Source organism: Acinetobacter sp. OYA S30 (genome assembly GCF_033599315.1).
GTDB classification, from domain to species: Bacteria; Pseudomonadota; Gammaproteobacteria; order Pseudomonadales; family Moraxellaceae; genus Acinetobacter; species Acinetobacter baumannii.
Genome location: NZ_JAWVAV010000003.1, coordinates 25,310 through 50,121, shown reverse-complemented (window position 1 = coordinate 50,121; position 24,812 = coordinate 25,310). Strand labels below are relative to the sequence as shown.

Annotated in this window: 25 protein-coding genes and 2 pseudogenes; 10 read left to right on the top strand and 17 right to left on the bottom strand. The window is 37.8% G+C overall.

The window, feature by feature from the left end; all coding sequences use genetic code 11:
- The first annotated feature begins 205 nt into the window (after positions 1–205).
- Positions 206–1,117 (top strand): aromatic amino acid DMT transporter YddG, encoded by a 912-nt coding sequence (gene yddG / locus R5R67_RS02430; protein ID WP_000042007.1) that lies wholly within the window; start codon positions 206–208, stop codon positions 1,115–1,117.
- A gap of 14 nt (positions 1,118–1,131) precedes the next feature.
- On the opposite strand, the gene R5R67_RS02425 is transcribed toward yddG, so the two are convergent.
- A complete protein-coding gene (locus R5R67_RS02425) occupies positions 1,132–1,860 on the bottom strand; it encodes an aspartate/glutamate racemase family protein (RefSeq protein WP_000848617.1) in 729 nt (242 codons plus the stop codon).
- Between the two features lie 137 nt (positions 1,861–1,997).
- Between R5R67_RS02425 and R5R67_RS02420 the strand changes: the two are divergent.
- The 4 genes and pseudogenes from R5R67_RS02420 to R5R67_RS02405 all read left to right on the top strand — a co-directional run bounded on the left by R5R67_RS02420 (position 1,998) and on the right by R5R67_RS02405 (position 4,404).
- Positions 1,998–2,503: pseudogene (locus R5R67_RS02420) on the top strand (GNAT family N-acetyltransferase).
- Positions 2,504–2,657: 154 nt separating this feature from the next.
- The gene (locus tag R5R67_RS02415; protein ID WP_000692363.1) at positions 2,658–3,230 is read left to right on the top strand and encodes a nuclear transport factor 2 family protein; all 573 of its coding nucleotides are present in this window, start codon (positions 2,658–2,660) and stop codon (positions 3,228–3,230) included.
- The gene (locus R5R67_RS02410; RefSeq protein WP_000350280.1) at positions 3,197–3,691 is read left to right on the top strand and encodes a chalcone isomerase family protein; all 495 of its coding nucleotides are present in this window, start codon (positions 3,197–3,199) and stop codon (positions 3,689–3,691) included. Before R5R67_RS02415 ends, R5R67_RS02410 begins: the two co-directional genes overlap by 34 nt.
- A gap of 17 nt (positions 3,692–3,708) precedes the next feature.
- The gene (locus R5R67_RS02405) at positions 3,709–4,404 is read left to right on the top strand and encodes a response regulator transcription factor (RefSeq protein WP_000526534.1); all 696 of its coding nucleotides are present in this window, start codon (positions 3,709–3,711) and stop codon (positions 4,402–4,404) included.
- Here the strand turns inward: R5R67_RS02405 and R5R67_RS02400 are convergent.
- The 10 genes from R5R67_RS02400 to R5R67_RS02355 form a co-directional block, all read right to left on the bottom strand.
- Positions 4,401–5,729 (bottom strand): sensor histidine kinase, encoded by a 1,329-nt coding sequence (locus R5R67_RS02400; protein ID WP_016653888.1) that lies wholly within the window; start codon positions 5,727–5,729, stop codon positions 4,401–4,403. The two genes, R5R67_RS02405 and R5R67_RS02400, sit on opposite strands and share 4 nt — an antisense overlap.
- Positions 5,730–5,761: 32 nt before the next feature.
- Complete coding sequence (locus tag R5R67_RS02395; protein ID WP_000345898.1) at positions 5,762–6,808, bottom strand: SAM-dependent methyltransferase; 1,047 nt, start codon at positions 6,806–6,808, stop codon at positions 5,762–5,764.
- A gap of 8 nt (positions 6,809–6,816) precedes the next feature.
- Positions 6,817–7,596, bottom strand: coding sequence for a DUF1295 domain-containing protein (locus R5R67_RS02390; protein ID WP_000498735.1), 780 nt, complete (start codon positions 7,594–7,596; stop codon positions 6,817–6,819).
- A 29-nt stretch (positions 7,597–7,625) separates the two neighbouring features.
- Positions 7,626–8,825, bottom strand: coding sequence for an SAM-dependent methyltransferase (locus tag R5R67_RS02385; protein ID WP_000598001.1), 1,200 nt, complete (start codon positions 8,823–8,825; stop codon positions 7,626–7,628).
- On the bottom strand, positions 8,822–9,613 hold the full coding sequence (locus R5R67_RS02380) for a DUF1365 domain-containing protein (RefSeq protein ID WP_000925860.1): 792 nt from the start codon (positions 9,611–9,613) through the stop codon (positions 8,822–8,824). The genes R5R67_RS02385 and R5R67_RS02380 overlap by 4 nt, the downstream gene beginning before the upstream one ends.
- A 21-nt stretch (positions 9,614–9,634) precedes the next feature.
- Positions 9,635–10,897, bottom strand: a complete 1,263-nt coding sequence (locus R5R67_RS02375; RefSeq protein ID WP_000684184.1) for an NAD(P)/FAD-dependent oxidoreductase — start codon at positions 10,895–10,897, stop codon at positions 9,635–9,637.
- Positions 10,894–11,865: an acyl-CoA desaturase gene (locus tag R5R67_RS02370; RefSeq protein WP_000032710.1), complete on the bottom strand. Its 972-nt coding sequence runs from the start codon at positions 11,863–11,865 to the stop codon at positions 10,894–10,896. The genes R5R67_RS02375 and R5R67_RS02370 overlap by 4 nt, the downstream gene beginning before the upstream one ends.
- A 119-nt stretch (positions 11,866–11,984) precedes the next feature.
- Positions 11,985–12,548: a lipocalin family protein gene (locus R5R67_RS02365; RefSeq protein WP_000770554.1), complete on the bottom strand. Its 564-nt coding sequence runs from the start codon at positions 12,546–12,548 to the stop codon at positions 11,985–11,987.
- 96 nt (positions 12,549–12,644) lie between these two features.
- A complete protein-coding gene (locus R5R67_RS02360) occupies positions 12,645–14,048 on the bottom strand; it encodes a heavy metal sensor histidine kinase (RefSeq protein WP_001009557.1) in 1,404 nt (467 codons plus the stop codon).
- On the bottom strand, positions 14,045–14,716 hold the full coding sequence (locus tag R5R67_RS02355) for a heavy metal response regulator transcription factor (RefSeq protein WP_001221365.1): 672 nt from the start codon (positions 14,714–14,716) through the stop codon (positions 14,045–14,047). The genes R5R67_RS02360 and R5R67_RS02355 overlap by 4 nt, the downstream gene beginning before the upstream one ends.
- A gap of 125 nt (positions 14,717–14,841) precedes the next feature.
- Here R5R67_RS02355 and R5R67_RS02350 point away from each other — a divergent pair, with 125 nt between their 5' ends.
- Together R5R67_RS02350 and uraH are read left to right on the top strand one after the other, a co-directional pair.
- On the top strand, positions 14,842–15,309 hold the full coding sequence (locus R5R67_RS02350) for a GlcG/HbpS family heme-binding protein (RefSeq protein ID WP_085941192.1): 468 nt from the start codon (positions 14,842–14,844) through the stop codon (positions 15,307–15,309).
- Positions 15,310–15,319: 10 nt separating this feature from the next.
- The gene (gene uraH, locus R5R67_RS02345; protein ID WP_000167347.1) at positions 15,320–15,721 is read left to right on the top strand and encodes a hydroxyisourate hydrolase; all 402 of its coding nucleotides are present in this window, start codon (positions 15,320–15,322) and stop codon (positions 15,719–15,721) included.
- A 58-nt stretch (positions 15,722–15,779) separates the two neighbouring features.
- On the opposite strand, the gene R5R67_RS02340 is transcribed toward uraH, so the two are convergent.
- From R5R67_RS02340 to R5R67_RS02315, 6 genes are all read right to left on the bottom strand, one after another.
- Complete coding sequence (locus R5R67_RS02340; protein WP_000791368.1) at positions 15,780–16,487, bottom strand: membrane integrity-associated transporter subunit PqiC; 708 nt, start codon at positions 16,485–16,487, stop codon at positions 15,780–15,782.
- Positions 16,477–18,144, bottom strand: a complete 1,668-nt coding sequence (locus tag R5R67_RS02335; RefSeq protein WP_002040619.1) for an intermembrane transport protein PqiB — start codon at positions 18,142–18,144, stop codon at positions 16,477–16,479. The genes R5R67_RS02340 and R5R67_RS02335 overlap by 11 nt, the downstream gene beginning before the upstream one ends.
- Before the next feature lie 7 nt (positions 18,145–18,151).
- The gene (locus tag R5R67_RS02330) at positions 18,152–18,958 is read right to left on the bottom strand and encodes a paraquat-inducible protein A (RefSeq protein ID WP_001062698.1); all 807 of its coding nucleotides are present in this window, start codon (positions 18,956–18,958) and stop codon (positions 18,152–18,154) included.
- Entirely contained in the window at positions 18,946–19,563 is a 618-nt protein-coding gene (locus R5R67_RS02325; protein WP_000768111.1) for a paraquat-inducible protein A, read from the bottom strand. The genes R5R67_RS02330 and R5R67_RS02325 overlap by 13 nt, the downstream gene beginning before the upstream one ends.
- Positions 19,564–19,795: 232 nt before the next feature.
- Positions 19,796–20,686 carry a DMT family transporter gene (locus R5R67_RS02320; RefSeq protein WP_318754741.1) on the bottom strand — a complete coding sequence of 297 codons (891 nt, stop codon included), beginning with the start codon at positions 20,684–20,686 and terminating at the stop codon, positions 19,796–19,798.
- Between the two features lie 234 nt (positions 20,687–20,920).
- Positions 20,921–21,475, bottom strand: a complete 555-nt coding sequence (locus R5R67_RS02315) for a TetR/AcrR family transcriptional regulator (protein WP_000792948.1) — start codon at positions 21,473–21,475, stop codon at positions 20,921–20,923.
- 650 nt (positions 21,476–22,125) lie between these two features.
- Between R5R67_RS02315 and R5R67_RS02310 the strand changes: the two are divergent.
- The 3 genes and pseudogenes from R5R67_RS02310 to R5R67_RS02300 form a co-directional block, all read left to right on the top strand.
- A pseudogene (locus tag R5R67_RS02310) lies at positions 22,126–22,248 on the top strand (ADP-ribose pyrophosphatase); the annotation flags it as partial.
- 389 nt (positions 22,249–22,637) lie between these two features.
- A complete protein-coding gene (gene proP / locus R5R67_RS02305) occupies positions 22,638–24,125 on the top strand; it encodes a glycine betaine/L-proline transporter ProP (protein ID WP_001260521.1) in 1,488 nt (495 codons plus the stop codon).
- Between the two features lie 429 nt (positions 24,126–24,554).
- Positions 24,555–24,788 carry a hypothetical protein gene (locus R5R67_RS02300; protein ID WP_000437833.1) on the top strand — a complete coding sequence of 78 codons (234 nt, stop codon included), beginning with the start codon at positions 24,555–24,557 and terminating at the stop codon, positions 24,786–24,788.
- The last annotated feature ends 24 nt before the right edge of the window (positions 24,789–24,812 follow it).

The following is a 24,812-nucleotide window of genomic DNA, read 5'->3' as shown; positions in this document are numbered from 1 at the left end:
TTAGCTTACCCTAATGCTTAGCTATAAATTAATACCTGACATTTAGTTTAATTACCCAAAGTATTTATGTTGGCTGATAATACTTATTAAGTAATTTGGTTTATTGTGCCTATTTTTTAATTAAAAATTCCATTACCCTGACTTACCTTAATTATTTTTAACTTTCACTGTAGCTCAGGTGTTCAATTAAGTTCATTTATTTCTTATGTCAAAAAATTTAGCAACTTTGATTGGTTTAAGTGCCATCCTAATGTGGGCCTCTATGGTGGGTTTTGTAAAACATATTACGACCGCAATCGGTCCAGATGTTGGCATTACGCTGATCTATTCCTTAAGTGCTTTACTCCTGCTCATTATTTTTAGGGTGCCAAATTTTAAATTAATTTCTAAAAAATACTTAATTTTAGGGGCAATTTTATTTATTGCTTATGAGCTTTGCTTTTCGTTTGCACTTGCCTATTCAAAGACGGCGCAACAAGCGATTGAAGTAAGTATTGTGAACTACCTTTGGCCAAGCCTGACTGTTTTAGCTTTTGTTATTTTTAGAGAGTTAAAATTTAATGTGTTTATTATTTTAGGATTACTCATTTCAATTTCCGGTATCATTTTTATTCAGACCGGGAACGGAGATTTTAGTTTAGGTAGTGTTGTCGATAATTTTCATAGTAATCCTTTAAGTTATGTTTTGGCCTTTATAGGTGCCATTATTTGGGCTTTTTACTGTGTGTTGACCAAGAAAATGGGTAAAGGACAAAACCCTATTTCTATTTTCTTTCTTGGTGTTGCCATAACCTTATGGCTAAAATTGCTTTTTAGCGGCCAAGTGAGTTTGCCTTCACTCGATTTAAATACAATTTTATCTTTAATCGTTGCTTCTGCTGCAATTGGCCTCGGTTATGCAGCATGGAATATTGGCATTATTCATGGCAACATTACCATGCTGGTGGTTGCTTCTTATTTTACCCCAATCATTTCATCTTTACTTGCCATGCTGGTTTTACAGACAGAGTTATCAATCAGTTTTTGGCAAGGTACAGCCATGGTCACGGCGGGTTCACTTATCTGCTGGCTGTCAACAAATTGGGCTGTGATACGTTCCTATTTCAGAATAAATTAAAAGCTGATGAGTATTTATACCGAACTAGCAGCAATAGAACGGGCTGCCGTTTTTTGCTCTAATGCAAAATTTACAGCTTCTTTCGCATGAATGGTGGTGGTATCAAATAGAGGCACAGAAAATTTGATATCACCAATCAACATACAAATTTCGGTACACCCCAAAATAATCCCCTCGGCACCCTGCTCAATCAACTCTTCAACAATGGTCATATACTTGTTTTGCGAATCGGGGTTGATCACACCTAAACAAAGCTCGTCATAGATAATGCTATGTACTATTTTCCGATTTGCATCATTTGGAATAATCACCTCAATTCCATGATCTTGTAATCTGGCTTTATAGAAGTCTTGCTCCATGGTGAAAGCTGTCCCCAACAGTGCAACTTTTCGGATATTTTGACTTAAAATTTCTTTTGCTGTGGCATCAGCAATATGTATAAATGGAACCGTAATGGCATCTTCAATTTGAGGTGCTACCTTATGCATGGTATTAGTACAGACTAAAATACAGTCTGCCCCTGCTTTTTCTAAATTTTGTGCTTGCTCAGCTAAGTAGGCTCCAGCTTCTTGCCACAAACCTTTCGATTGTAATACTGCTATTTCTTCAAAATCGACACTATTTAGAATGATTTTGGCTGAATGTAGTTTCCCTAACTTGTTCTGAACCATTCTATTAATTTGTTGATAGTAAAGTGCTGTAGACTCCCAGCTCATGCCGCCTAATAAGCCGATTGTTTTCATTATTGAATCCTTCTATTTATGCAAAACTTATCTATATCTCTTATGGGTAAAGCGCAGCTAGAATAAAATTGCTTTCTTTATTGAATTATTATTCATCTTATAAGCTATAATTTTTTAAACTATTTAATAAGAACTCTATGTTAGAAACAGAACGTTTAATTTTACGGCCATTCCTTGAAGAAAACTTACCTATTATGTTGGAGATGTTTCAAGACAAAGATTTTATGGCTTTTTCACCTCATGGTGCCTTATCAACTGAGGCAGCAACTGATCGTTTTTTAGAAATTTTGGAGCACTATAAAAATCATAATTTTGGCAAGATGGCTATCGTTTTAAAAGATACCCATAAAATTATTGGTTATTGTGGTTTTGAAACTTGTGAGGTTGATAGCAAGACAGAAGCTGAACTAGGTTTAGACTTATTAAAACTGAGCGAAATAAAGGTTATATTGTTGAAGCTTCACTTAAGTTACTAGAAGACATGCAAAGTCGAAACTTTAAGCATGTGATCGCTTTTTCAGAAAAAGATAATTTACCTGCCCACAACCTATTAAATAAACTTGGTTTTGAAAAAACAAATTCATCTAGTTACATGAATATGGATGTTATCTTTTTCAAAAAAGACCTGTCATTTCTTCGATAAAAATAACGTATTACCTTAAAAAACTTTAAGTGAATGAAGATCTATTGGTTTCAAGAAAACCACTATTAAACCCAAATCATAAAACATAAGAATTCACGCAAAATTCACGACCAGCTCTTTAATTTAATCTTATAAAGTTGGCTCGGATATAGACATGAAAATTATAACTACAGCCCTAGGGCTGATTACCTTGGCAGGTTTAACGGCGTGTAAAAGTGTGCCTAGCTACTCAGGTGACTATGGCAAAGCTGAACAAAAAATTACTGGTATAGAATTAGATGACCAACAGGCGCTAGATCTGGGCAATCGTTTTGTCGCTGCATTTAATACGCTCGGTACTCCTTCTTTTGTTAATAATGCTAGCAATCTTTACGCTGATCAGCTCTATATCAACGATACACTCTCGCAGTTCTCTCAAAAGAAAGATCTGATTAAGCATTTTGAAGGCATGAATGCCCGAGTGAATAATGTCACGGTAAAACTCATTAGTGCAACTCATCACCAAGATACAGCCTACATTCATTGGTACATGACCTATGACTTTAAAATGCTAGGTCGTTCAAAAACGATGGCTTCTTATGGAATTAGTCAAATTAAGATTAATGACCAACAAAAAATTATTTTCCAGCAAGATTATTGGGATCCAGCGAATGGCCTCTACCGTTCTTTACCCATATTTGGAGGAGTATATAAATGGATATTGCCGTTCAAAAAAGTCGAATCTTGATATTTCTAGGAATCTTAATCGTATCTCAAGCCAATGCGGCTGAATTGAAAAAATGCAGTTCAGCACCTTTAATGGTTACGAGTAAAAAGGTGGGAAATGTCAGTTACTTTGCTGAAGATTGCCAAAAAAATTGGCAAAGCCAAAGCATCAAAATGGACTTTAGCTATAACCGCGATATTCCCGAATGGGCATTTAAACGCGCAGCCACGCACTTTTTGAAGAAAAATGTTAGCGGCTTTGATGCTAAATCTCCGCTTAATCATATTAATGAACTATATAGGCCAATTAAGAGTGGAGATCTTTATAGTCTCTATTATCAACATGAAAATCAAAAACTAGAACTGAAATTAAACCAGAAGCTACTCGGTTCTTTGAACAATCCGAATGCAAATCAATATTTTAAAATCTGGTTTGGTAGTGAACCGTTTAATGCTAAATTAAAACAACAATTATTAAATTAATGGCTTAATAAAATCTCATGGGTAATCACTTTATCCTCATGGTTGAGGACCATTTTGAACTTGCAGCAACGGTCTGCGAATTTCTTGAAGTGCATGGTTATGTTGTCGATCATGCACGTAATTTAGAGGCTGCACGGACTTTTCTCAAATCTCAGCATTATCATCTTTTGTTGCTAGATATAAATTTGCCCGATGGCTCGGGTTATGACCTATGCAACTGGCTACGCACCGAACAAGGCGTTGATATTCCTGTTCTTATGCTCACAGCAAGAGATACTTTAGATGACAAACTTAAAGGTTTTACCGCTGGAACAGATGATTATTTGGTAAAACCTTTTGATTTTAATGAACTAGTGATGCGGATTCGTGCATTAATAAAAAGAGCAGCTGGCGAAGTCACTCACCATAAAATTCAAATTCACGACTTAATTCTTGATAGCGCAACTCAAACCGTGGTTCGTGCTGGAAATAATATCGAGTTACCCCCTATTCAATTCAAACTATTAAAAATTTTGATGCGCCAGTCTCCAAAAGTGGTGACCAAGCAAGAACTGATGATGGAATTATGGGGCGACGAAGAGCCTGAAAGTGATGCGTTACGCAGTCATATCTATAACTTAAGAAAAATGGTTGATAAACCTTTTGACCCAAAGCTATTACATACAGTGGCAGGTGTCGGTTTAAAAATTGCTTTGGAAGATTCCGCGACTTAACTTAAATAGACCACAACAATTAAGCCTGTGGTTGGCTCCAAATCGAGTTCAGGATGAGTGGTTAAATAATATTGTCGATCAAACAGCTCCACTCTCCATCCTAGTTGTTTGCAAAGCTTTTGTACCAATTGCAAACCAATGCCATGACCTTTAGCCTTTAAGGAAAGTTGCGAATCGCTGAGCTCTTGCACTTTCACATCGTTAGGTAAAGAAATTCCAATTCCATTATCAGCAATAATCAGGCTGTTTTTTTGTTGAATAATGTCGATTTGTGAGCCTTGAGAATAGTTCAGCGCATTACGTAAAATATTACCTAAAACCATTTGAGTCATAGAAGGATATAACCAACGCGGCTGTTCAGAAACATCAGGTTGAATATTAATCTGTATCCCTTTACCCGCGCTCACCGCTTCTAAACTTTCAACAAGATCTTTTACCGTTTTGGATAATAAATTTTTCTCAGACGGCAAGCTTTTTACCGTATTCCGAGCAATCGCCAGTAAGGTATCGACGAGCAACTGCATATCTTCAATTGTGTTATGAAGACGGACTAAAGATTTATCGTCTCCGTATTTCGCCTGACACAGTTGTACATTACCTTTCAAAATGGTGAGTGGAGTGCGTAACTCATGGCTCACATCTCCAGTAAATTCTCTTTCACGTCGAATAAAATCACTTAAAACCTGATGATATTTTTCTAAAGCTTGTTTGAGATATTCGGCTTCCATATTGCCATTGGTATTAATATCTCTAAAAGGAGATGCCTGAGTGTCTTGATGTGCCCAATCAATATTTTCTAAAGCATTTGCTAAACGCGTAATTGGGGAAAAATAGCGTCTTGCTCTTCGGTTTGACCACCACAAAAAACTATATAGAACAGATAAGCTGAACATGAGTGGAGCAAGACCAAATAACCAGATCAGCTTATTAACATTGCTTTCGCCAAATACCAATAGAACATGTTGACCATTACGCTCACCATAGACCGTCATTCGTTCTTTACCATCAACGAATACTCGGTGCACGCCACTTTCTAAATGCATGCCCCGAAAAGGTTGAGGCGCGACCTGTGTATTCCACCGATATCCATATAAATTTTTAGTATCTGGTAAATCAGCATTTGGGTTACGTTCTATACGTAACCAGTAATGCTCCATTTCCTGTTCTAAAGCGGTTTTAAGTAAAGAACCCTTAATCACCCAAGCACTACAAGCCAACCCGACCACGATCGATAATGCAATCAGACCAATTTGCAACCAGTAATATCGATTGAACATTTGGGCTAATGGATGACTCGTTTTGCCATCATGTCGAGTTCTTATCATATCTTTATCGCCGGGATAGGCTATAGAAATTACTATGATCGCTTTTTAAATAAAAAGTGACCAATGACCCATTCTTGTCCTTGCTCAAAACCGAATAGCTCAGCACAAGCCATGAAGAAAATACGCCAGCGTTGCCACCAAATATTGGCATCTTTTCCATAGATTTTTTTAAACAGTGGTTTCAGTTCGACTTCTTGGTTATCCATATTCTCAAGCCAAGCATTTGCCGTTCTCATATAGTGCTCACCCGACCATTGCCACTGTTGGGTCAACTCTAAATGCTCTTGAAAATGCAAAAAAGTCGAAGTCGAAGGCATTAAACCACCAGTAAAGAAATACTTGGACATCCAATCATAATCTGATTTCACTTCAAAAGGATAATGTAAAAAGCGATGGCAAAAAATATGACACCAAAGTAAGCCGTCTGCCTTTAACCAGCCCTGAATTTTTTCAAAAAGAAGTTGGTAATTACGAACATGTTCAAACATTTCGACCGATACAACACGATCAAACTTGTCTTGGTCCAAGTCGAGTACATTCACATCACAGGTAAGCACTTCAACATTGGTTAAACCTCTCAATTCTGCTTGCCGAAGAATATGCTTTTTCTGCGTTGCAGAATTTGAAACAGCAGTAATCTGTGAGCGTGGATAGTTTTCTGCCATCCACAAAGTTAAAGAACCCCAGCCACAGCCTAACTCTAAAATCTGTTGACCGTTTTTAAGTTGTGCTCTTTCACAATAAATCTGAAGAGCCAACTCTTCTGCCTGATCTAAAGTTGTCGTTTTAGTCGGGAAATAGCACGCACTATATTTGAGTCTTTTTCCAAGCACCGCCTGAAAAAACTCGGTCGGCAATTCATAGTGCTGCTCATTTGCCTTATCCGTTTCAACCGCGATTTCGCTCTTCTTCAGCATATTAAGCACATCCATGTAGCGATGCGCCCCTTGTTCAGGGTCATAACGGCCTTCTTGGATTAAGCGCTTTTTACTTAAAGCTCGAATTGCAGCTCGAATTGCATGATCTGGAATCACACCACTTTCAACAATTTTCAAAGACTGATGAACAATAAAATCCATATACGCACCTATTTTTTTGGTTTTCGCGGAATAAACATTGATGTTTTTTGTTGATAATCAAGATAATTTTGACCGCGACTTTTAATTGCTTGTTTTTCACTAAATGGAATACCCGTGACGTAATATAAAAATAGCCACATCAGTAACGGATAAATCCACAATACATATTGGCCTGCCGCTAAACCAATAATTGGATAGGCAAACCAGTGTAACCATTCAAAAAAATAATTGGGGTGACGTGAATAACGCCATAAACCCTGATCCATCGTTTTGCCATGATGATCTGGATTTAATTTAAATCGGTATAACTGCTGATCAGCGAGCTGCTCTCCCATGAAAGCAATTGCCATGATGACAGCAGCAATTACTAAAGCGACTTTATATCCACTACTCCATTCAGTTGCCTCTACATTGAGTAGCGTCCACATCGGTAAAAAGAACAAAATCACTAAAAGTGTTTGAAAGATAAAAAAGAATAAAAAGCCAATATGCTGAAACTTACCCATCGCTTTACGCATGCTCGCGTAACGGCCATCTTCTTTTTGTTCAGATTGATAACGTCTTAACAGGTGCCAAAATAATCTTAAAAACCATAAGCCGCTAAAAATACCGATAAAAAGACGCACTTCAACTGGGGCAACTGAAATGAGTAAAGAAGACACGATAATGTTTACTGCCAGACAGAAACTCCATGCCGCATCTACAATTCCAGCTCTGCCATTTAGAGTGGCAAGTAGCCAGCTCAGCAACATGATCATTAAATCTAGAATCAGTAAATTCCAAAACATGAGCAGTCTCCTTACTTGAGCTGTTTGATTTAGTAACTGGTACTTTCAAACAACAAGTGAACATTGCTTATCACGCCTTCTTTAAAACCACCTTCGCAATAACATAAATAAAAATCCCACATGCGAATGAAGTTTTCATCAAAACCTAGAGCCAATACTTGTTCCCGCGCTGCTAAAAACCGCGCTCGCCAGTGATGAAGTGTGTGCGCATAACTTAAACCAATATCATTTAAATGCTTTAACCTTAAACCACTCTCAGAGGCGGTTTGAGTCAACACACTCACGCTAGGGATAAAACTACCTGGGAAAATATAGCGCTTAATATAATCAACTGTATTTAATGCTTTTTTATATCGGAAATCTTCAATAATAATGGCTTGAATAAATGCCAAGCCTTTCGGTTTTAAGAGTGCTTTACATTGATCAAAGTATGTCGATAAATATTGCGCACCAACTGCCTCAACCATTTCAATTGAAACCAGCTTATCGAACTTGCCTTCGAGCAAACGGTAGTCTTCAAGTTGCACATCAATTCGATGCGCCAAGCCAGCTTCATTTACACGAGTAACGGCTTCATCATATTGAGCTTGTGAAATGGTAATGGTGGTTACTCTACAGCCATAATGTTGAGCTGCATAAATGGCAAAACCACCCCATCCACTTCCAATTTCAACTAAATGATCTAGTGGTTTTAAATCTAACTTTTTACAAATGATCTCTTTTTTTAAATCAGATGCTTCTTCGAGAGTCATGTTTTCATTTTCAAAAACGGCGCTCGAATACATTAAAGATGGATCTAAAAATAATTTAAAAAAGTCGTTGCTTAAGTCGTAGTGCTCGGCAATATTTTTACGGCTACCACTTATAGAGTTCTTTCGATTTTGATACCACGCTTTAAGAAAAAACTGGCTCGCTTGAGCAATAACATTCTGGTTGATTTGGTCCAATACAGCTCGATTACGTGCCAAGATCTGAATCAACTCGACAAGGTGCTCGCTGCTCCAGTCACCACGGATGTAGCCTTCTGCTGCTCCCAAAACACCATTTTTTAAAATGAGATCCATCAATAAAGGATTGTGAACTTCAATCACAGCATGTAAGTCTGAAACTTCACCGACCGTCCCATTCCACGCGCCCTGAAAAGTGATCTGTCCATGACGTAGTTTGAGAAGACTCTTGAGCAATAACGGCAGTGAGTCATCTTCACCATAAAGAAATGTTTTTATCATGTCTTATCTACCTTGATCTTTTTAGGATGACGATAAAATGGAACTTTTTTTCGCCACAACTTAAATGCCTCTAAATATATTGAAAACAACATTTTAAAAGGCGCTAGGCTGTTTATAAGAGCATATCGATATTGCTGTGAAGGAAATGTGATGGGCACAAGCTCAAAACGCATAGTGGCATCAAAGACTTGTTTCTGCTCTTCAAAAAGCTGCATGTGAATGACATTCTGCTGATCTGAAAAACTAAATCGCCAACGGTAAGTCAACTGCATGGGCATGAATGGCGAAACATGAAATGATTTTTCAAAGTTAAAATCGAAACTTTGGTAATCACCTACCTGACCTTGTTGTTTTATACAGTCGTGTGTATAGACTTCTCGTTCATTCCACGGAGTATTGGTGATTTCACTAAGAATAAAGAGCGGTTTTCCGGCTTTATTTAAAACAAAATAAAATACGACCGAATTAAACCGAAAGCCCAAACAACGAGGCAAAGCCAACACTCTGATTTGCCAGTCTGGCCGAAGGTGTAAGTGATTATTTTGCAGTATCGCTTTCTCTACTCTATCCCTTATAGAACCGTGATACATGTTTAAAAAATCATTTTTAGATAGTTTTAATACATTCCAGTGATCCGTCGACCAGAGTGAACAATCGTTTGTGATATCAACTAATTGATCTGGATCGAACCATAAATAATTTAAGGTCGATGTAAACTCATGCGGTTTAGGGCTATAACGCCGATGACGAATAAGCGCAGGAGCGATAGCAAGTTTATTTAATAACATTTGATAGCTCCTTATTTATTCTTATAACGCTAAGAGTTGCTCAACAACACGTGCCGCACTGCGGGCGCCGTCTTCATGAAAGCCCCAGCCCCAATATGCTCCACAAAATGAAGTCCGATTTTGACCATTAATTTCGTGCCAACGAGATTGAGCTTGAATCGCTTTTGCATCAAATACGGGATGCCGGTATTGCCGCTCAACCAAGATGTCTTCGGCTTTGATTTTCATATTCGGATTTAAAGTAGAAAAAATTTGCGTAGCGCAGGATAAATTCTGCAAATTGTTCATCCAGTAGGTAAAACCATAATGTATGTCGGCCTCATCGTTTTGGACTTGAGATTTTGGTGTTACATGTACATGCCAGCTTGCCCACTGCAAACGGCTTTTAGGCATAATTGAAAGATCACGATGAACGACCATTCGATTATCTTGATAACCAAATTGGCTTAATATTTCTTGTTCAAGCTCTGACGCATCTTTAATTAAACTTAGGCTATCGTCAGCATGGCTTGCAAAAATCACCCAGTCATATTGCTCTTGCCCTTCAACGGTTTCGATTAAAACTGTTTCTGGTGAACGGCTCACAGCTTTTACTTCTGCAAATTTCCACTCAATGGGTGGGCATTTCTTTTGAATAGCACGAATATAGCTTGCTGAACCGTGTTTAACCGTTTGCCATTGCGGCCGCTCTTTTAACTGTAACATGCGGTGATGCTGAAAAAAGCTCACGACAAATCGATATGGAATTTGGCCTACCTGCTCAACGGGTGCCGACCATAAGGCACCGCACATCGGATAAAGATGTTCATAACGAAACTCATGACTATATTTGTGAAGGTCCAAATACTCTTCAATCGATAAATTAGGATCGATATCCGCCACATCTATATCTTTATTGTCATCATAAAAACGCAGCAAATCTGAGAGCATTTGCAGAAATTTTCGGTTTAAAAAGTTCTGCGGACGGGCAAAGAGCGACCATTTTTTTGAAGGGTTATATTGAAGTCCACTGACCAGATTATTCACCGAAAAACTCATATCGCTGCTTTGAGTTTCTACGCCTAATTTTTTAAGCATGTCAGTAAATAACGGATAGTTATAGTCGTTAAACACAATAAAACCACTATCTACCGCGACTTTAGTGCCTTCTATCTCTAGCTCGTGAGTGTCAGTATGACCGCCAAAATAGTTATTTTTTTCATACACAGTGACTTGATGTTGTTCTGACAATCTCCAAGCTGCGTAAAGTCCAGATATACCTGAACCAATAATGGCAATTTTCATAACACTTCACCGTTTTCAATTTTTTCTATCGATAGGTTTTTAATCTTTTTATATTGATAAACCTTGTCTGGTACGGGCTTTAGGCCCCACACTAAACCAAATAAAGACATCAGCTTGAGCACATAAAAAGTGATATCTATCTGCCACCAATAAAAACCTTGACGCACACTGCCTGCGTAAAAGTGATGATTGTTATGCCATCCTTCACCCAAGGTAATTAAAGAAAGTAGGAAGTTATTACGGCTATCATCTGGGGTGTTAAACTCACGTGAACCATAACGATGAGCGAGTGAATTAATACACAAGGTTGCATGTGTTAATAGAACAGTGGAAATCACAAATCCCCACACTAAAAGCTGTAAACCATTGGTGCCCAACTCAGGGAAATGTTGTGCAAGCCATGAACCTAATCCATAAATTGCTAAGGCCGTCAAAATCACAATAGGCAAACTAAATCGGTCTAGCCAAATCAGCTCTGGATATTTCAACCAGTCTTTAATGACTTTTTTTCGAGTAGCAAAATTTTGCTCATTTAAAAACCAGCCTACATGCGAATACCAAAAGCCTGCTTTTGCTGAATGCGGGTCCTGATCGGTGTCGGTAAAGTGATGGTGATAACGGTGATGGGCTGCCCACCATAAAGGTCCGCGCTGCGCACTCATGGTTCCGATCAGTACAAAAATGAATTGAACAATACGTGATGTCTGAAAAGTTTTATGCGAAAGATAGCGGTGGAAAAAAGCAGTAATTGCAAACATGCGAAGAAAATAAAACCCCAGCATGAAGATCACAGCAAACCAAGATACGCCCACCCAAAATGCAGCTAAACAAGCGATATGTAATAAAATAAAAGGAATAATTCTTAACCATTGAATTTTCTTTTCAATGACATATTCGCTAGAAGCACCCACTTGCGCATTTTCTGAATCTGACCAGCTATCGATCCAGCGCAGAAAAAATTTAGACATTGATTCTTCCTGATCTAAAGCATTTCTTTTGGTTCTAATTTAGAAAATGCGCAATGAATTTTATGTGAAGTTCACTCGGTTACGAGATAAATATAAGCATCTACGCAACCAGAATTTCACTATTTAGATTGTGTTGTTTTAACGAGTTTAGAAACGTCGTAGCCATAGTTTTTCGCGGTTTGCAGATAAGATTGATATGTCGCCTCATCAAGTTGAGGGCTACGAGAAAGAATCCATAAATATTTATGGCTTGGACCACCCACTAAAGCGACCTGATAATTTGGGTCAACTCTTAAAACCCAGTAATCGCCTTTTGTAAAAGGAATCCATCTAAGACCAGAAGGTAAAAAGCTCACCTTCAATTTACTGTTGCCTTCATTTTGCGGATAAGCAACTCCTTCAGATGAGATCATTTCGCCTTTTTTTGTCGTACAGCTATTTAAAACACCAACGGTTTTGTCCGCGTTAATAGAATAGTTTGCAGTTGTATTTGCTACACAATTACGCTGAAAAAACATCGGTAAATGCGCAATTTCATACCACTTACCTGCGTATTTATTAATATCAATAGAATCAACAGCGACAGGTTTAGTATTGGTGTCTGCAAAGGTGCTCAAAGGAAGCATTAAATTGACCGCTGCAAGGCTGCTGCTGATGACAAGTGATTTAAATAATAATTTCATGATTGCCCTCTTCTGTTTATTTCATACGTTTAAACATACGTCAGAGGGCTGTGAACAAAGTGTGAATTTTAAAAATTAAGCAACATTAATAAGGATTTAATTGTATTTCTTTAGTGCATCTGCAACTGGAAAATCAAGCTCAAAGCACACACCCTCAACCGTGTTATAAACTCGATAGCGGCCATGATGTAGATCCAGAATTGAAGCAACAATCGACAAACCTAATCCACCTGTTTGATTCTCATCACTTCGACTTGCGTGGCATTGGTAAAATCTTTCAAAAAGATGCTCAAGTTGATGTTCAGCAATTGAAATACCACCCGTGACCACAGTCAGACTCACCCATTGCTTATGCTCAATCATCTTATGTTTTGTTGCGATATAAATAGTTCGCTTGTCACCACCGTGAACCAACGCATTTAAAATCAGGTTATAAACGGCTCTTTGAAAAAGCTCAGGATCTGCAAATAACGTTTGAGCTTCTAAGTTAAAACTAAAATGACAGTCTTGTTCCTCGGCCTGATATTCAAAAATCTGGCATAACCTATCCATAACATCTTGGAGGTTTATTTCTTGTTTATTTACAAGCACCATTTTCTGATCGGCTCTTGCCAAGAAAAGCATGCTATCAATCATGCGTTTTAATCTGTGATAATCATCTAAATGAGAAACCAGTAAATCTTCATATTGTTCAACCGAACGTTCACCAGTTAAAGCAATCTCAGTTTGCCCAATCAGATTATTTAAAGGTGTGCGGAACTCATGTGCGATATCTTCAGAAAAACGGTTGAGCTGCGTATAGCCCTTTTCAATACGCTCAAGCATGTGGTTTATATCTTTTGAAAGCAGATCAACTTCTAAAGGTGTATTTGGGAGGTTTAACCGTTTTTGTAGCTGATTTACGTTAATAGAATGAGTTTGCTTGCGAAGCTGTTGTAGCGACTTTAAACCTAAATGACACACTAAAATGCAAAGCACAAAGATCGCAAACACGCCCCCGACCACATAGATCAAGAGACTTTCTTGAAAAGGTAAAAGAATATTAATGCGTTCCGACCATTGTTTACCTGCAATGAGCAGATAAGGTTCGTTATTAATTTTTATGGTTTTCCACGCAATTCTCGTTGGATATGAGTTGTTAGCTAAATCTTGAAATTGAAGACTGTCGCGCTGTGCAAGCGGAGGTAGTTGAATGTGAAGCGGATTGATATTAATTAAAGTTTTGTCTTTATGAATAAAAAGAAATAAGTTGTCTTGATTGCCAAGCATGTTTTGATACAGCTTAGGCCGCGCAATGATTTGCTCTACATTTTCGCTATCTTGCAGCAAAATTTCCAAACGGTTAATTCTGTCTGCTAAAGCTTTATCTTGCTGCTTTAACAAAATCTGGTTAATACCCAAATAGGTCATAAAGCCGACTGAACATAAAATTAAGGCAGAACAAAGCGTGACCAGTAATGTAATACGGACTTCAAGAGAACGCACAAATTTAAAGTTCATGAACTAACCGAAATTTTATAGCCCAAGCCACGTATGGTATGAATAAGTTTTAATTCATATCCCTCATCAATTTTGCTTCGTAAACGGCGTACTGCGACGTCAATAAAGTTGGTATCGGTGTCAAAGTTAATATTCCAAACTTCGGAACCAATTTGTCTGCGCGTCACAATTTGCTCTTTGTTGAGCAACAAATAACGCAACAAATTAAATTCGGTTTTACTCAGCTCAATTAAGTTGCCACTACGCCATACTTTATGACCAACCATATCCATTTTTAGATCACTAATAGACAACTCATTTTCTTGCAGATATTGCTGTCGTCTTAACAGACTTTTAATGCGTGCCAACAGTTCAATATAGGAAAAGGGTTTAGCCAAGTAATCATCTGCTCCCAACTCCAAACCTTTCACTCTATCCATCACCTGATCTTTCGCCGTTAAAAAAATCACCGGAATTTTTGAAAACTGGCGTAGGACTTGTAATACGCTCCAGCCGTCTATGTCTGGCAGCATGACATCAAGAATAAGCAAGTCATATTGATCTCTCTTTAGCATTTCCAAACCTTGCAGCCCTAAGTGAACACACTCCGCTTGATATCCAGACTCTTTTAATCCTTTGACCAAATAAGTGGCGATCTTGATCTCGTCTTCAATAATAAGGATACGCATTTTGTAGAGACTCATTTGAAAGATGACAACTTTGTAATGTGATTGTCATGCTTGAAATTAAGCAATTTGTTTAAGATTTTCAAAGCGACATAGAGGCAATCATCATGAAAAAATTGAACTGGCTGATGTTAGCAGCCATGCTATTCGGTAGTAGTACTTTTGCACAGCCCCCTGCTTTGAATCAAGTTTATTCGTTAGATCTTCAAACTGCCCACCTGCTAGCCGACAGTGCAAAAGAGGCATGCAAAAAATTAAATCAAAACATTGCGGTTGTTGTTGTAGATCGCGGTGGTAATCCATTAACTGCCGAACGGCATGAGTTGGTGGGCCCGCATAACTTAATGGCTGCCGAGAAAAAAGCCTATACCGCGTTATCTACCAAAACATCGACCTTAGTTTTAAGCCAAAATAGTAACCAAAACCCCGATGCAAAAAATTTAACTACCGTAGCAAATTTACTTTTGTTAGGCGGTGGCGTACCTGTCCGTTTTGAGAACCAAGTGATCGGAGCCATTGGGGTTGCAGGTGCTGGCGGCGCACAAAATGACAATCAATGCGCAAGCAAAGCCATTGAAACCGTTTTTCGTTCATAAGGAGTTCATCATGACTAAATCATTTATTGCTTTATCTTCATTATTTATAGCTTCAGCTACATTTGCACAAACTAATCCACTAAGTGTTCATGTGTTAAACCTAGAGACGGGTTTGCCCTCTTCTCAGGTTGAAGTGGTTTTAGAAAAAAATACCAATAACCAGTGGGTTAAACTCAACCAGCAAGTGACCGATTCAAATGGTCGTATTACTGCGCTCTATCCAGAAAATAAAAAACTAGAGCAAGGAGTTTATAAAGTTACCTTTAAAACTGAAGACTGGTTTAAGAAGAACAAACAACAAACTTTTTTTGCCGAGGTTCCAGTAATTTTTAAAGTCGATGGAAGCGTAAATCACTACCATATTCCGTTACTACTTAGCCCTTACGGTTATTCAACCTATAGAGGCAACTAAAATAAAAACCCCCTTTATCTGTTGTACAAATAAAGGGGTTGATTAAAAACGATGCGTTTTACGAACAGACACCATTGCTAATAATCGATTTTTTATTTGAATCTAGCGCCACAATTGAAGAAGAGATGGTATTAATAATTTGGCTCATCGCTTCATTTGAAGCACCTACAATTGCTTCCATTTTTTTAGCTTTTTGATCAATCGGCTGTTTAAACGCAATTCTACAATTGAGCTGCGCTCCTCTATTCGAGATTACTTTAGGATTCGTTGACTCTAGTTGAGTGGGCGGTATTTGGCGCTTCACTACCCAAGATACGGCAACGTTGATATTGCTATTATCTACAATATCAAAATGAGAAAAGTCAGTAGAAACTCGATATAGAGGCTGATTGTTTCCAGAAAGCCCACTGCTATAACTGTCAATTGCTCCAAGTTTTTGTTGCAAACCAGCCGATAAGGTATCGCGTAATTGTGTACCCAAAGTCGATGTCCAGCGCTCATTATCAAGTACCGTCGACTTACCATTACTGTCTTGTAGCACCAGTGGCGCACGGTCTAAGCGATCTGGAATCCCGACCGGCAAGACCTCAATCACCTGCACGGTCGAGTTCGAGACCGGAGTCACTTTAGGTGTAAGCGTATAATAGTTTGGTGTTGGTGAACTAGAACATGCTGTCATGGCTATCGCTGTCAAAAGCACTCCACTCCCAAGCAGCCATTTGGCTACTTTAGAGTGTTGCAATGATCGGTTCTTTTTATTTTTCATCGTTGGCCTCTGGTCTCTTACCACGAATAATAGATTCAGGATGTTGTTCAATATAGTCTGCCATTAACTGTAATGACGCAGCCGCACGAGTCATTTGTTGTAGTGCTTTACGTACGTCTTGTTGTAACGGCGCATCGCTCGACAAAATAGACTCGGAAGATCTTACAGTTTTACGAACATCGTCTAAGGTTGCTTGTAAACCAGGAGCAACTTTACCATCCAACTGTTTAACCAGCTTGTCGGTAGACTCAATGGCTGTATTCATATTCTTAAGCGTTTTGCGAACATCCTGCCCAATTTCGACTAGTGGGAATTTTGTTAACTTATCAGCAATTTGGGAAACCTGTGCCTGTAAACCACTTAACTCTGTTGCAGTGGTTGGAATTACCACACGGCCATCATTCAAGATTTGTAGAGTGGCAGGTTTTGCTTTAGGGAACTTATCTAAAGCAATATAGTTTTGACCCGTTAAGAGGTTGCCAGTTCTCATTTGGGCACGCCATCCATGCTCAACAAAATCTTTGAAAATGTCGCTGTTTGGATTGAGTGCTTGGCCGTTTTCAACGCGTGAAGGATAAATCACTGCCTCAACACGCATGCGAATCTGCTTATAGTTGTTATAAAACTCTGCATTAATTGATTTAATGCTACCAATTTCAATACCCATGAAGTCAATTGGCGCACCCACAGCCAAACCACGTAATGAGTGATCAAAGTACATAATCACGCCACGCGGTAGACCATCCGGTTCTTTTAATGCTTCAGCTTTTGAGTCCCAAAGATTAAAACGGCTCTTGTTGGCAGCAACAGTCGCATTTGAGTTTTCAGGGAAACCAAACGCAATACCACCAGCAACAATACTTGCAAGCGATTGAGTATCTAAGTTAAAGCCTGAAGCATTTAACGTTACATCAATACCACTTGCCTGCCAGAAACGTGTGTCAGTCGTTACAAATTTATCGTACGGCGCACGAATAAACGTCTGAAGTTCTACGCTTTTACCGTCATCAGATAGCTTATAAGCTGTAATTTGTCCTACGTTAATTCTTCGGTAATAAATTGGCGAACCAATATCTAAAGATCCCAAATCATCGGCTTTCAAGAAAAACTCTTTACCCGGCACATCGGACGTAATTACTGGCGGTATTTCCAGACCTGTGAATTCAAGTTTTTTCTCGGGTGATTTCCCGCCATCCACTTCAATATATGAACCCGATAATAAAGTGTCGATGCCTGAAACCCCACTTGTCCCAATCCGTGGACGCACTACCCAGAACCGTGAATCTTGAGCAGCAAAATTACTTGCATCCTTACGTAAATCAATGCGCGCAATAATGTGAGATCGGTCTTCTGCAAGATCGATTTGCCGTACCACCCCAATGTCTACCTGCTTATAGCGTACTGTTGTTTTACCTGCGACTAAACCTTCGGCAGTACGAAAAGATACTTCAATGGTTGGTCCATTAGAAAGTAATGCTTTCACCGCCAAAGAAAGCGCAATCAGCAGCGCAATAAGCGGAATAATCCAGATTAGTAGAGGCTTCCACCGATTTTTCTTTTCTTGGGGTTCTGGTAAATCATTCATGTTTTCCAGTTCAACATCTGTTTCATGATGATCTGAGGTCTCACTGGTTGTTTTTTTTTCAGACATACTCATTGTTCTTTTATTGACTGGGATTAATGGAATCATTATTCAAAGGCGAGTGTTCTGCCTGAATAATTGTGTTTTTTTCCGAAGAAACACGGTTAGGTTTATTTGTATTTTGAGATGCATAAAAATTATCCCAAATAATACGTGGGTCAAAACTTAAAGATGCAAACATGGTTAAAACCACAACCGCACCAAAAGCAATTGAACCGGGTCCCGCTAAAATAGTTGCAAGTGATTGAATTTGAATAAGAGCGGTAAGTAAGGCTACCACAAACACATCAATCATGGACCAGCGCCCTACAAATTCAACAATGCGGTAGAGTTTAATGCATTGCTCCGGTGCAAACTTCCACGCCGCGGATGACTGTATATATACAACCAACAACAGGAAATACAAAATAAGAAGCTTTAGCATCGGAATAAAAATACTCGCCATAAAAATGACCACCGATACCAAATAGTCTCCACTTTGCCAAAAGTAAATTACCCCACTCATGATGGTATCTTGCTGACGGCCCAAAAGAGAGTCAGTTACCGTCATAGGAAGTACATTTGCAGGAATATAGAGAATGGTCGCAGCTACCACTAAAGCGAAGGTACGATTTAAACTTCCCGGCTTACGCTCGTGCAAAACGCTATGGCATCTAACACAGCGGAGAAATTGGTTTTTATGAGCATCAGTTTTATTTACTTTTGAAGAATTCAATAACCCACAGCAATGACACAATATCAGTGAAAGATCTTTGGCTCTTGGATATTGTTTTAAAATCATATTGGTATTTGTGATTTTTTCAGGAGTCACATTTTTTATTTTTGCCATGGCTGTGACCTATCAATTTCATTCCATATATCACTCACCTTTACGGAAGTAATATAAACCATTAATAGGCTCAAGACCGCAAATGCCCATAGAGCAATTTCCGGAATAACAAGAACCATGCCCATTAATTTTACAAGCGTGACCAGAATTCCAATCAGGAACACCTCAACCATTCCCCATACTCTCATAAAATAAAGTGTTCGCAAGGCACCGACTAAAAATTGGGGGCGTTTCTTTAATATACTGACCGTACCGAGTACATAGCCCAGCAATAACAAATATGTAAGTGGCACAATGAATGTAGTAATTAAAATAAGAACACCGACAAATGCCCGATCGTAATGAAACATTACCCACACGGCACCCAGTAAAGTGGTTTCGGATATGTTGCCTTGCAGTTCAATTTTGACAATGGGAAAGCTATTGGCAATAACAAATACAATGAGGGCCGTTAAAATTAGAGCTAACAATGTAGTAAAAGGCTTGGTATGCCGATAAAGCTCTGCACCACAGCAGACACAATAAGCTCTTTTTCCGTAAGCAAGCGGGACTCTACGATAGACGGTATCGCACTCCTCACAACCTGCTAATTCTTTAAGCTTCATAGTTATACTCTAAGATTTATCGTTTTACTGTGCTAATAACTGCTTGCTATAACGCTTGCCTAAAATAGTATTTATAAGCAATGTGCCAAACTAATCTCATTTCTTCAAGAAAAAATTAGTGACTGTATCAATGAATTATTTTATTAAATAAAAGAAAAAGAACTAAAAGCCCCTTTTCTCAAAGGAGCTTTTAACACGTTTAAAATTAAATGGATATTGTATTTGAATAAAATTAGGCGCTCTTCAACGCAAAAATATTCCAATGCAACTTCACACCCAATACGCCTAATAAAATTAAACCTGCACCTAAAACTTGAGTACTCGTCAACACATGATCAAAGAAGAAATAATCAATTACTATGGTCGATATTGGATAAATAAAAGATAAGATCGCAATATTATTTAAAGGTATTTTCTTAATTGCCGAATACATTAAATAGTAGAGAAATGCGGTATGCAAAACTCCCAATCCGACCACAAACAGCCATTGTTGACCGATCGGCGGGTTTTCAAAAACCGACATAAATGGAGTCATGGCAATGGCCCCGCTCAGAGTTTGTATAAATACAATTAATAAAGGCGGTGTATTACTTAATTTTTTAGTGATTAATACCGATATTGAATAAAGTGTTGTGGCAATAAGAACCAGCCCCAAGCCGACTAACTCATTAGAGTTCACCGAAGCACTGCCTAAGCCTATAATCACGATTAGCCCTATAAAAGCAACGATGGTCCATAGCACATCATTTTTATTGAGCTTTTCGTGAAAGACCAAAGCCCCTAAAAATAAAATGACAAACGGGTTCACGTGATAAACAATCGTCGCTAAAGAAATAAAAGTTTTAGGAAAAGCGGCAAACAATAGAACCCAGTTAAAAATAATTAGAAGGCCCGAAGTCACCATTAAAAACAGTTCTTTTTTACCGAAGTATACTTTTCTAAAATGACCATAGAAGTAACAAATCGGTATTAAACATAGCGCTGAAATAAGGCAACGGAAAAATACAATATTAACGGGTGATTGACCTGACTTAATCACAAATAGACCAATACTCCCTGAAAGCAGCATGGCTACGACCATTTCAAGCGTGCCGACTTTTCTTTTTAAATGATGATCATCCACGAATTTCTCCAAAAATTTATATTGTTAAGTCTTCATCTATTTTTATTTCAGATTTTATAAACTCACTTTTTCTTAGTATTTGGTGAGTTTTCAGTCTAAATAACTTGTCCTTTTTAAAATCTAGAGCAATAAAATAAAAGATAAATCATGTTAATTTTTAATTAAGAAATCATTATTTTAAAATAAAAAGATAGTTAATTCATTCTAAAATACTGATTCTTTAGCTCAATAAATTTAGTTAACCCTCACTAAAAAATAATCTAACAACTTGGTTTGTTCTTCGACTCTGTCTGAAGTCAAAAGTCCTAAAATTGCCCCATCTATCATAAATATAAAAATTTCCGCTTCGGCATATGAAACGGCTTTTTTAGTTTCCATAAGCAGGCAGAAAATTTCATTTTTAATCCATCGTCTATAGCGTATTGCCGTTTGGTAAGCTGTAGGATAACTTGTTTTAATTTCAAAAATTGCTTTAAACAACAGATAATAAGCGCTCTTTAAATTGGCATGTAAGTGATAGATTTGCCTGAGTTTATGAGCGAAAGTTGAATAGTGAGTCGTTTCTATCTCCACTCTTACTTTTTCCATTAATGTGTCTTTTTGAAGTAGAAAGCACATTTCAATCAGACGTTCTTTTGAATGAAAGTAGTTATAAAAAGTAGCTTTGGAAATTTTAGTTTCGCTAATAATTCGGTCTACCCCAACCTTATGAAACCCGTATTGTTTAAATAAATCCGATGCTATGTAGAGCACGTGTAATGCTCTAAATGAAGTGCCTAAATTTTTCATGTATACCGCTTAAAATAATTTTTTGTTGTATGTAAAAAGAGATAAAAATGCCGTCACTCTTAAAATGAGTGCTAAATACAGGCATGCGAAAACCGCACAAAATGGTGTGCTCGCTTATCTCGGGTTTATTGTTGCTATGATTTTGAGTCGTAACGATACTTAAGGCGTAGAAAACCTACGGTCTAGTGAGCCGTTTTAATGACTGTTTAGGCGGTATAAATAGAGAGAATTTGGCAAAGGCCAATGAATAAGAAGAAATAGTACGCATAGAAAACTCCTCATGTCTAAAGAAGTTCTACCGAATCACTGTCAAATGATTATGGTGGCAGAACGAGAGAAGGTTGACAGACTGGTTAGACGCCAGCACACCCGAAGGTGTCCCTCTCCCGTCCTACCGCTACGGGAGGAGACGAGAAGCTTACACACAGAACTATTCCTCAGAAGAAATAACTCTGATGCGGTCTAAATCAGCCTGTCAAAGCCGGCTGGCAATGTAGGCCAGCAGGCAAAGGATAGTGCCCTGCCCTATTACAGTCAAGCACACAAAATGACATTTGTTTTAAATTAGATCATTAAAAAAGTAAGGATAAATAATTAAAATCTATTGTTAAATTGGAGTGTATAAAATACTTATCAACGTTACATAGGTAGATATCGGTTTCTTGGGTAGAGATGAATTGGCCCCGATTTCTACAGCACGTGTAACTGAAGAACAGATTCAACAATTTTTTGATTATTTAGAGTCAATCCCTGAAGCAACGAAGTTTGATTAATGAAAACCTGATATAAGGCAAGTTCAGTTTTTGTATATGAAAAGTAAAAAAACTTGGCCTTTTAAGCTCAAAAAATAGTGCTTAACTTTTAGCTAATCTCATGTCTTTTATCAATTTTTATATAATTTTTTTCCCCCATAATTCAGTTTTACCACTAAGTAAACTTATGTAACTTTATCCATACAATTTCTCCACAATTTAAAACTCTAACATAAACAAATAATTAGTTCTCTTTTGCTATCTTGTTGATCATTAAGAGAACACCTCTTAATTCCCTTTTCTTGAGTAACTTATCGTTATTCTGTCTCTTTATTCTGCAATTTTTTAATTCAGTATTTAAAACCGTATATTTTCACTTTAAATACTGAGATTCAATTCTTAGGCTAGATATGCGCACATCTGAAAAACAAGTAAAACCTATTGAGATTGATGATATCAATATCATCGAGAACGAAAAAACCAAAAAAGCGATTACTGCAGCTGCATTAGGTAATGCAATTGAATGGTTTGATTTCGGAGTTTATGGTTATGTGGCATACGTTCTCGGTAAAGTATTTTTCCCAGATGCTTCACCAAGCGTGCAAATGATTGCCGCGCTTGCTACATTTTCAGTACCTTTTATTTTCCGTCCATTAGGTGGTCTTTTCTTTGGACATTTAGGTGACAAATACGGACGTCAAAAAGTTCTGGCCATTACTGTCATTATTATGTCCATCAGTACCTTTGGTATTGGCCTTATTCCATCTTATGAAACAATCGGTTTATGGGCACCTATTCTTTTACTCATCGTAAAAATTGTACAAGGCTTCTCCATTGGTGGTGAATACTCAGGTGCTGCGATTTTTGTAGCTGAATATTCTCCAGACCGAAAACGTGGCTTTATGGGAAGCTGGCTTGATTTTGGATCGATAGCCGGCTTTGTACTTGGGGCTGCAACTGTCGCCTTGATCACACACGCCGTGGGTGAGGCACGTTTTGCCGAGTGGGGTTGGCGTATTCCATTCTTTCTCGCTCTACCACTGGGCATAATCGGTTTATATTTACGAAACCGCCTTGAAGAAACCCCTGTATATCAACAGCATTCAGAGCAACAAGCACAAAAAAGCAAACCTCAAAAATTTAGTTTCAAAGAAATTTTTGTTAAACATAAGCGTAGTTTATTGGTGTGCATTGGCCTCGTAATCAGTACTAACGTTACTTACTACATGTTGCTAACTTATTTACCAAGCTATTTTTCGCATAACTTAGGCTATTCAGAAGCACATGGTGCACTTATTATCATTGCGGTTATGGTTGGCATGTTATTTGTACAACCTGTGATTGGTTATTTGAGTGATAAGTTCGGACGTCGCCCATTTATTTTTATTGGAAGCTTTTCTCTTATTTTCTTGTCCTATCCTGCCTTTGTATTACTTAACTCTGGGGTAAATTATCAAATTTTTATAGGCTTACTTATTCTTGCTTTATCTCTCAATATGTCTATAGGAGTGATGGCATCAACTTTACCTGCCTTATTTCCAACTGAAATCCGTTATAGCGCTTTAGGTATTGCCTTTAATTTCTCAGTGGTTATTGCTGGTTTAACCCCAACTCTTACCGCAACGCTGGTTGAAACTACCCACAATCTGATGGTTCCAGCCTATTACTTGATGATTTGCGGGGTGGTAGGTATTGCTACTGCAATGTATTTAAAGGAAACAGCCAATAAGCCTTTAATCGGGGGCGTGCCTATTGCTCACAATATAGAGGAAGCACAAGAGTTACTTGAAGAGTTTCATGAAACTATTGAACAGAAAATTGAAAATATTGATCAGAAAATTCAGGAGCTTCAACAAAAACGTCAAAAACTTGCTGATAAACACCCTGATATAGCATGAGTAAAGCAACGTTTTTTATAAGAGTAGCGACTTAAATGTCGCTATTCTTTTAATATATTTTTCATTCAATTTGATAGTAAAAAAGAATTAACTTAGTAAATCTATTATTAGGAATAATATTTAATAAATAAAAAAGCCAATTCTTTCGAATTAGCTTAATTACAGCAGACCAGCTTTAGTTGAAAATTGCTTCTTGGTTTTATTGTTCGCAACAATCTTCATTCGTTTTTGTTATAGGTCTAACTTAGCTTTCCATTGTGACAATTCAATTAAAAAAACTCCTCTACCTACCCCAAAACAAACTTAATACATATATAAGTGATTTTAGAGAATTCCATCACAATTTTGATGGGTGCTTATGATAAACAGCTACACAGCAAAAGGTTTAAATCTATTATGCTTGAGTTATCTAATTGTTAAGTATGTATGATGGAACAGCAAACTTTATTACAAGAACTGAACTCACTCATTGAATACTATTCAAAAAGAACCGATTGCCCGCCTAGTCGAATACGCATCGGCTATAGAGCTTATGCAAAACTCATGCAGTGCCCGCCTTTTGCCGATGAAGTAATAAACTCGGCGCTAGATCCAAATAAGCGGAAATATAAAAAGATAAAAATTAAAATTACCAAAGATGATGATCAGTTAGAAATTGAATAGTTTGGTTAAAGATAAAAGCCCATG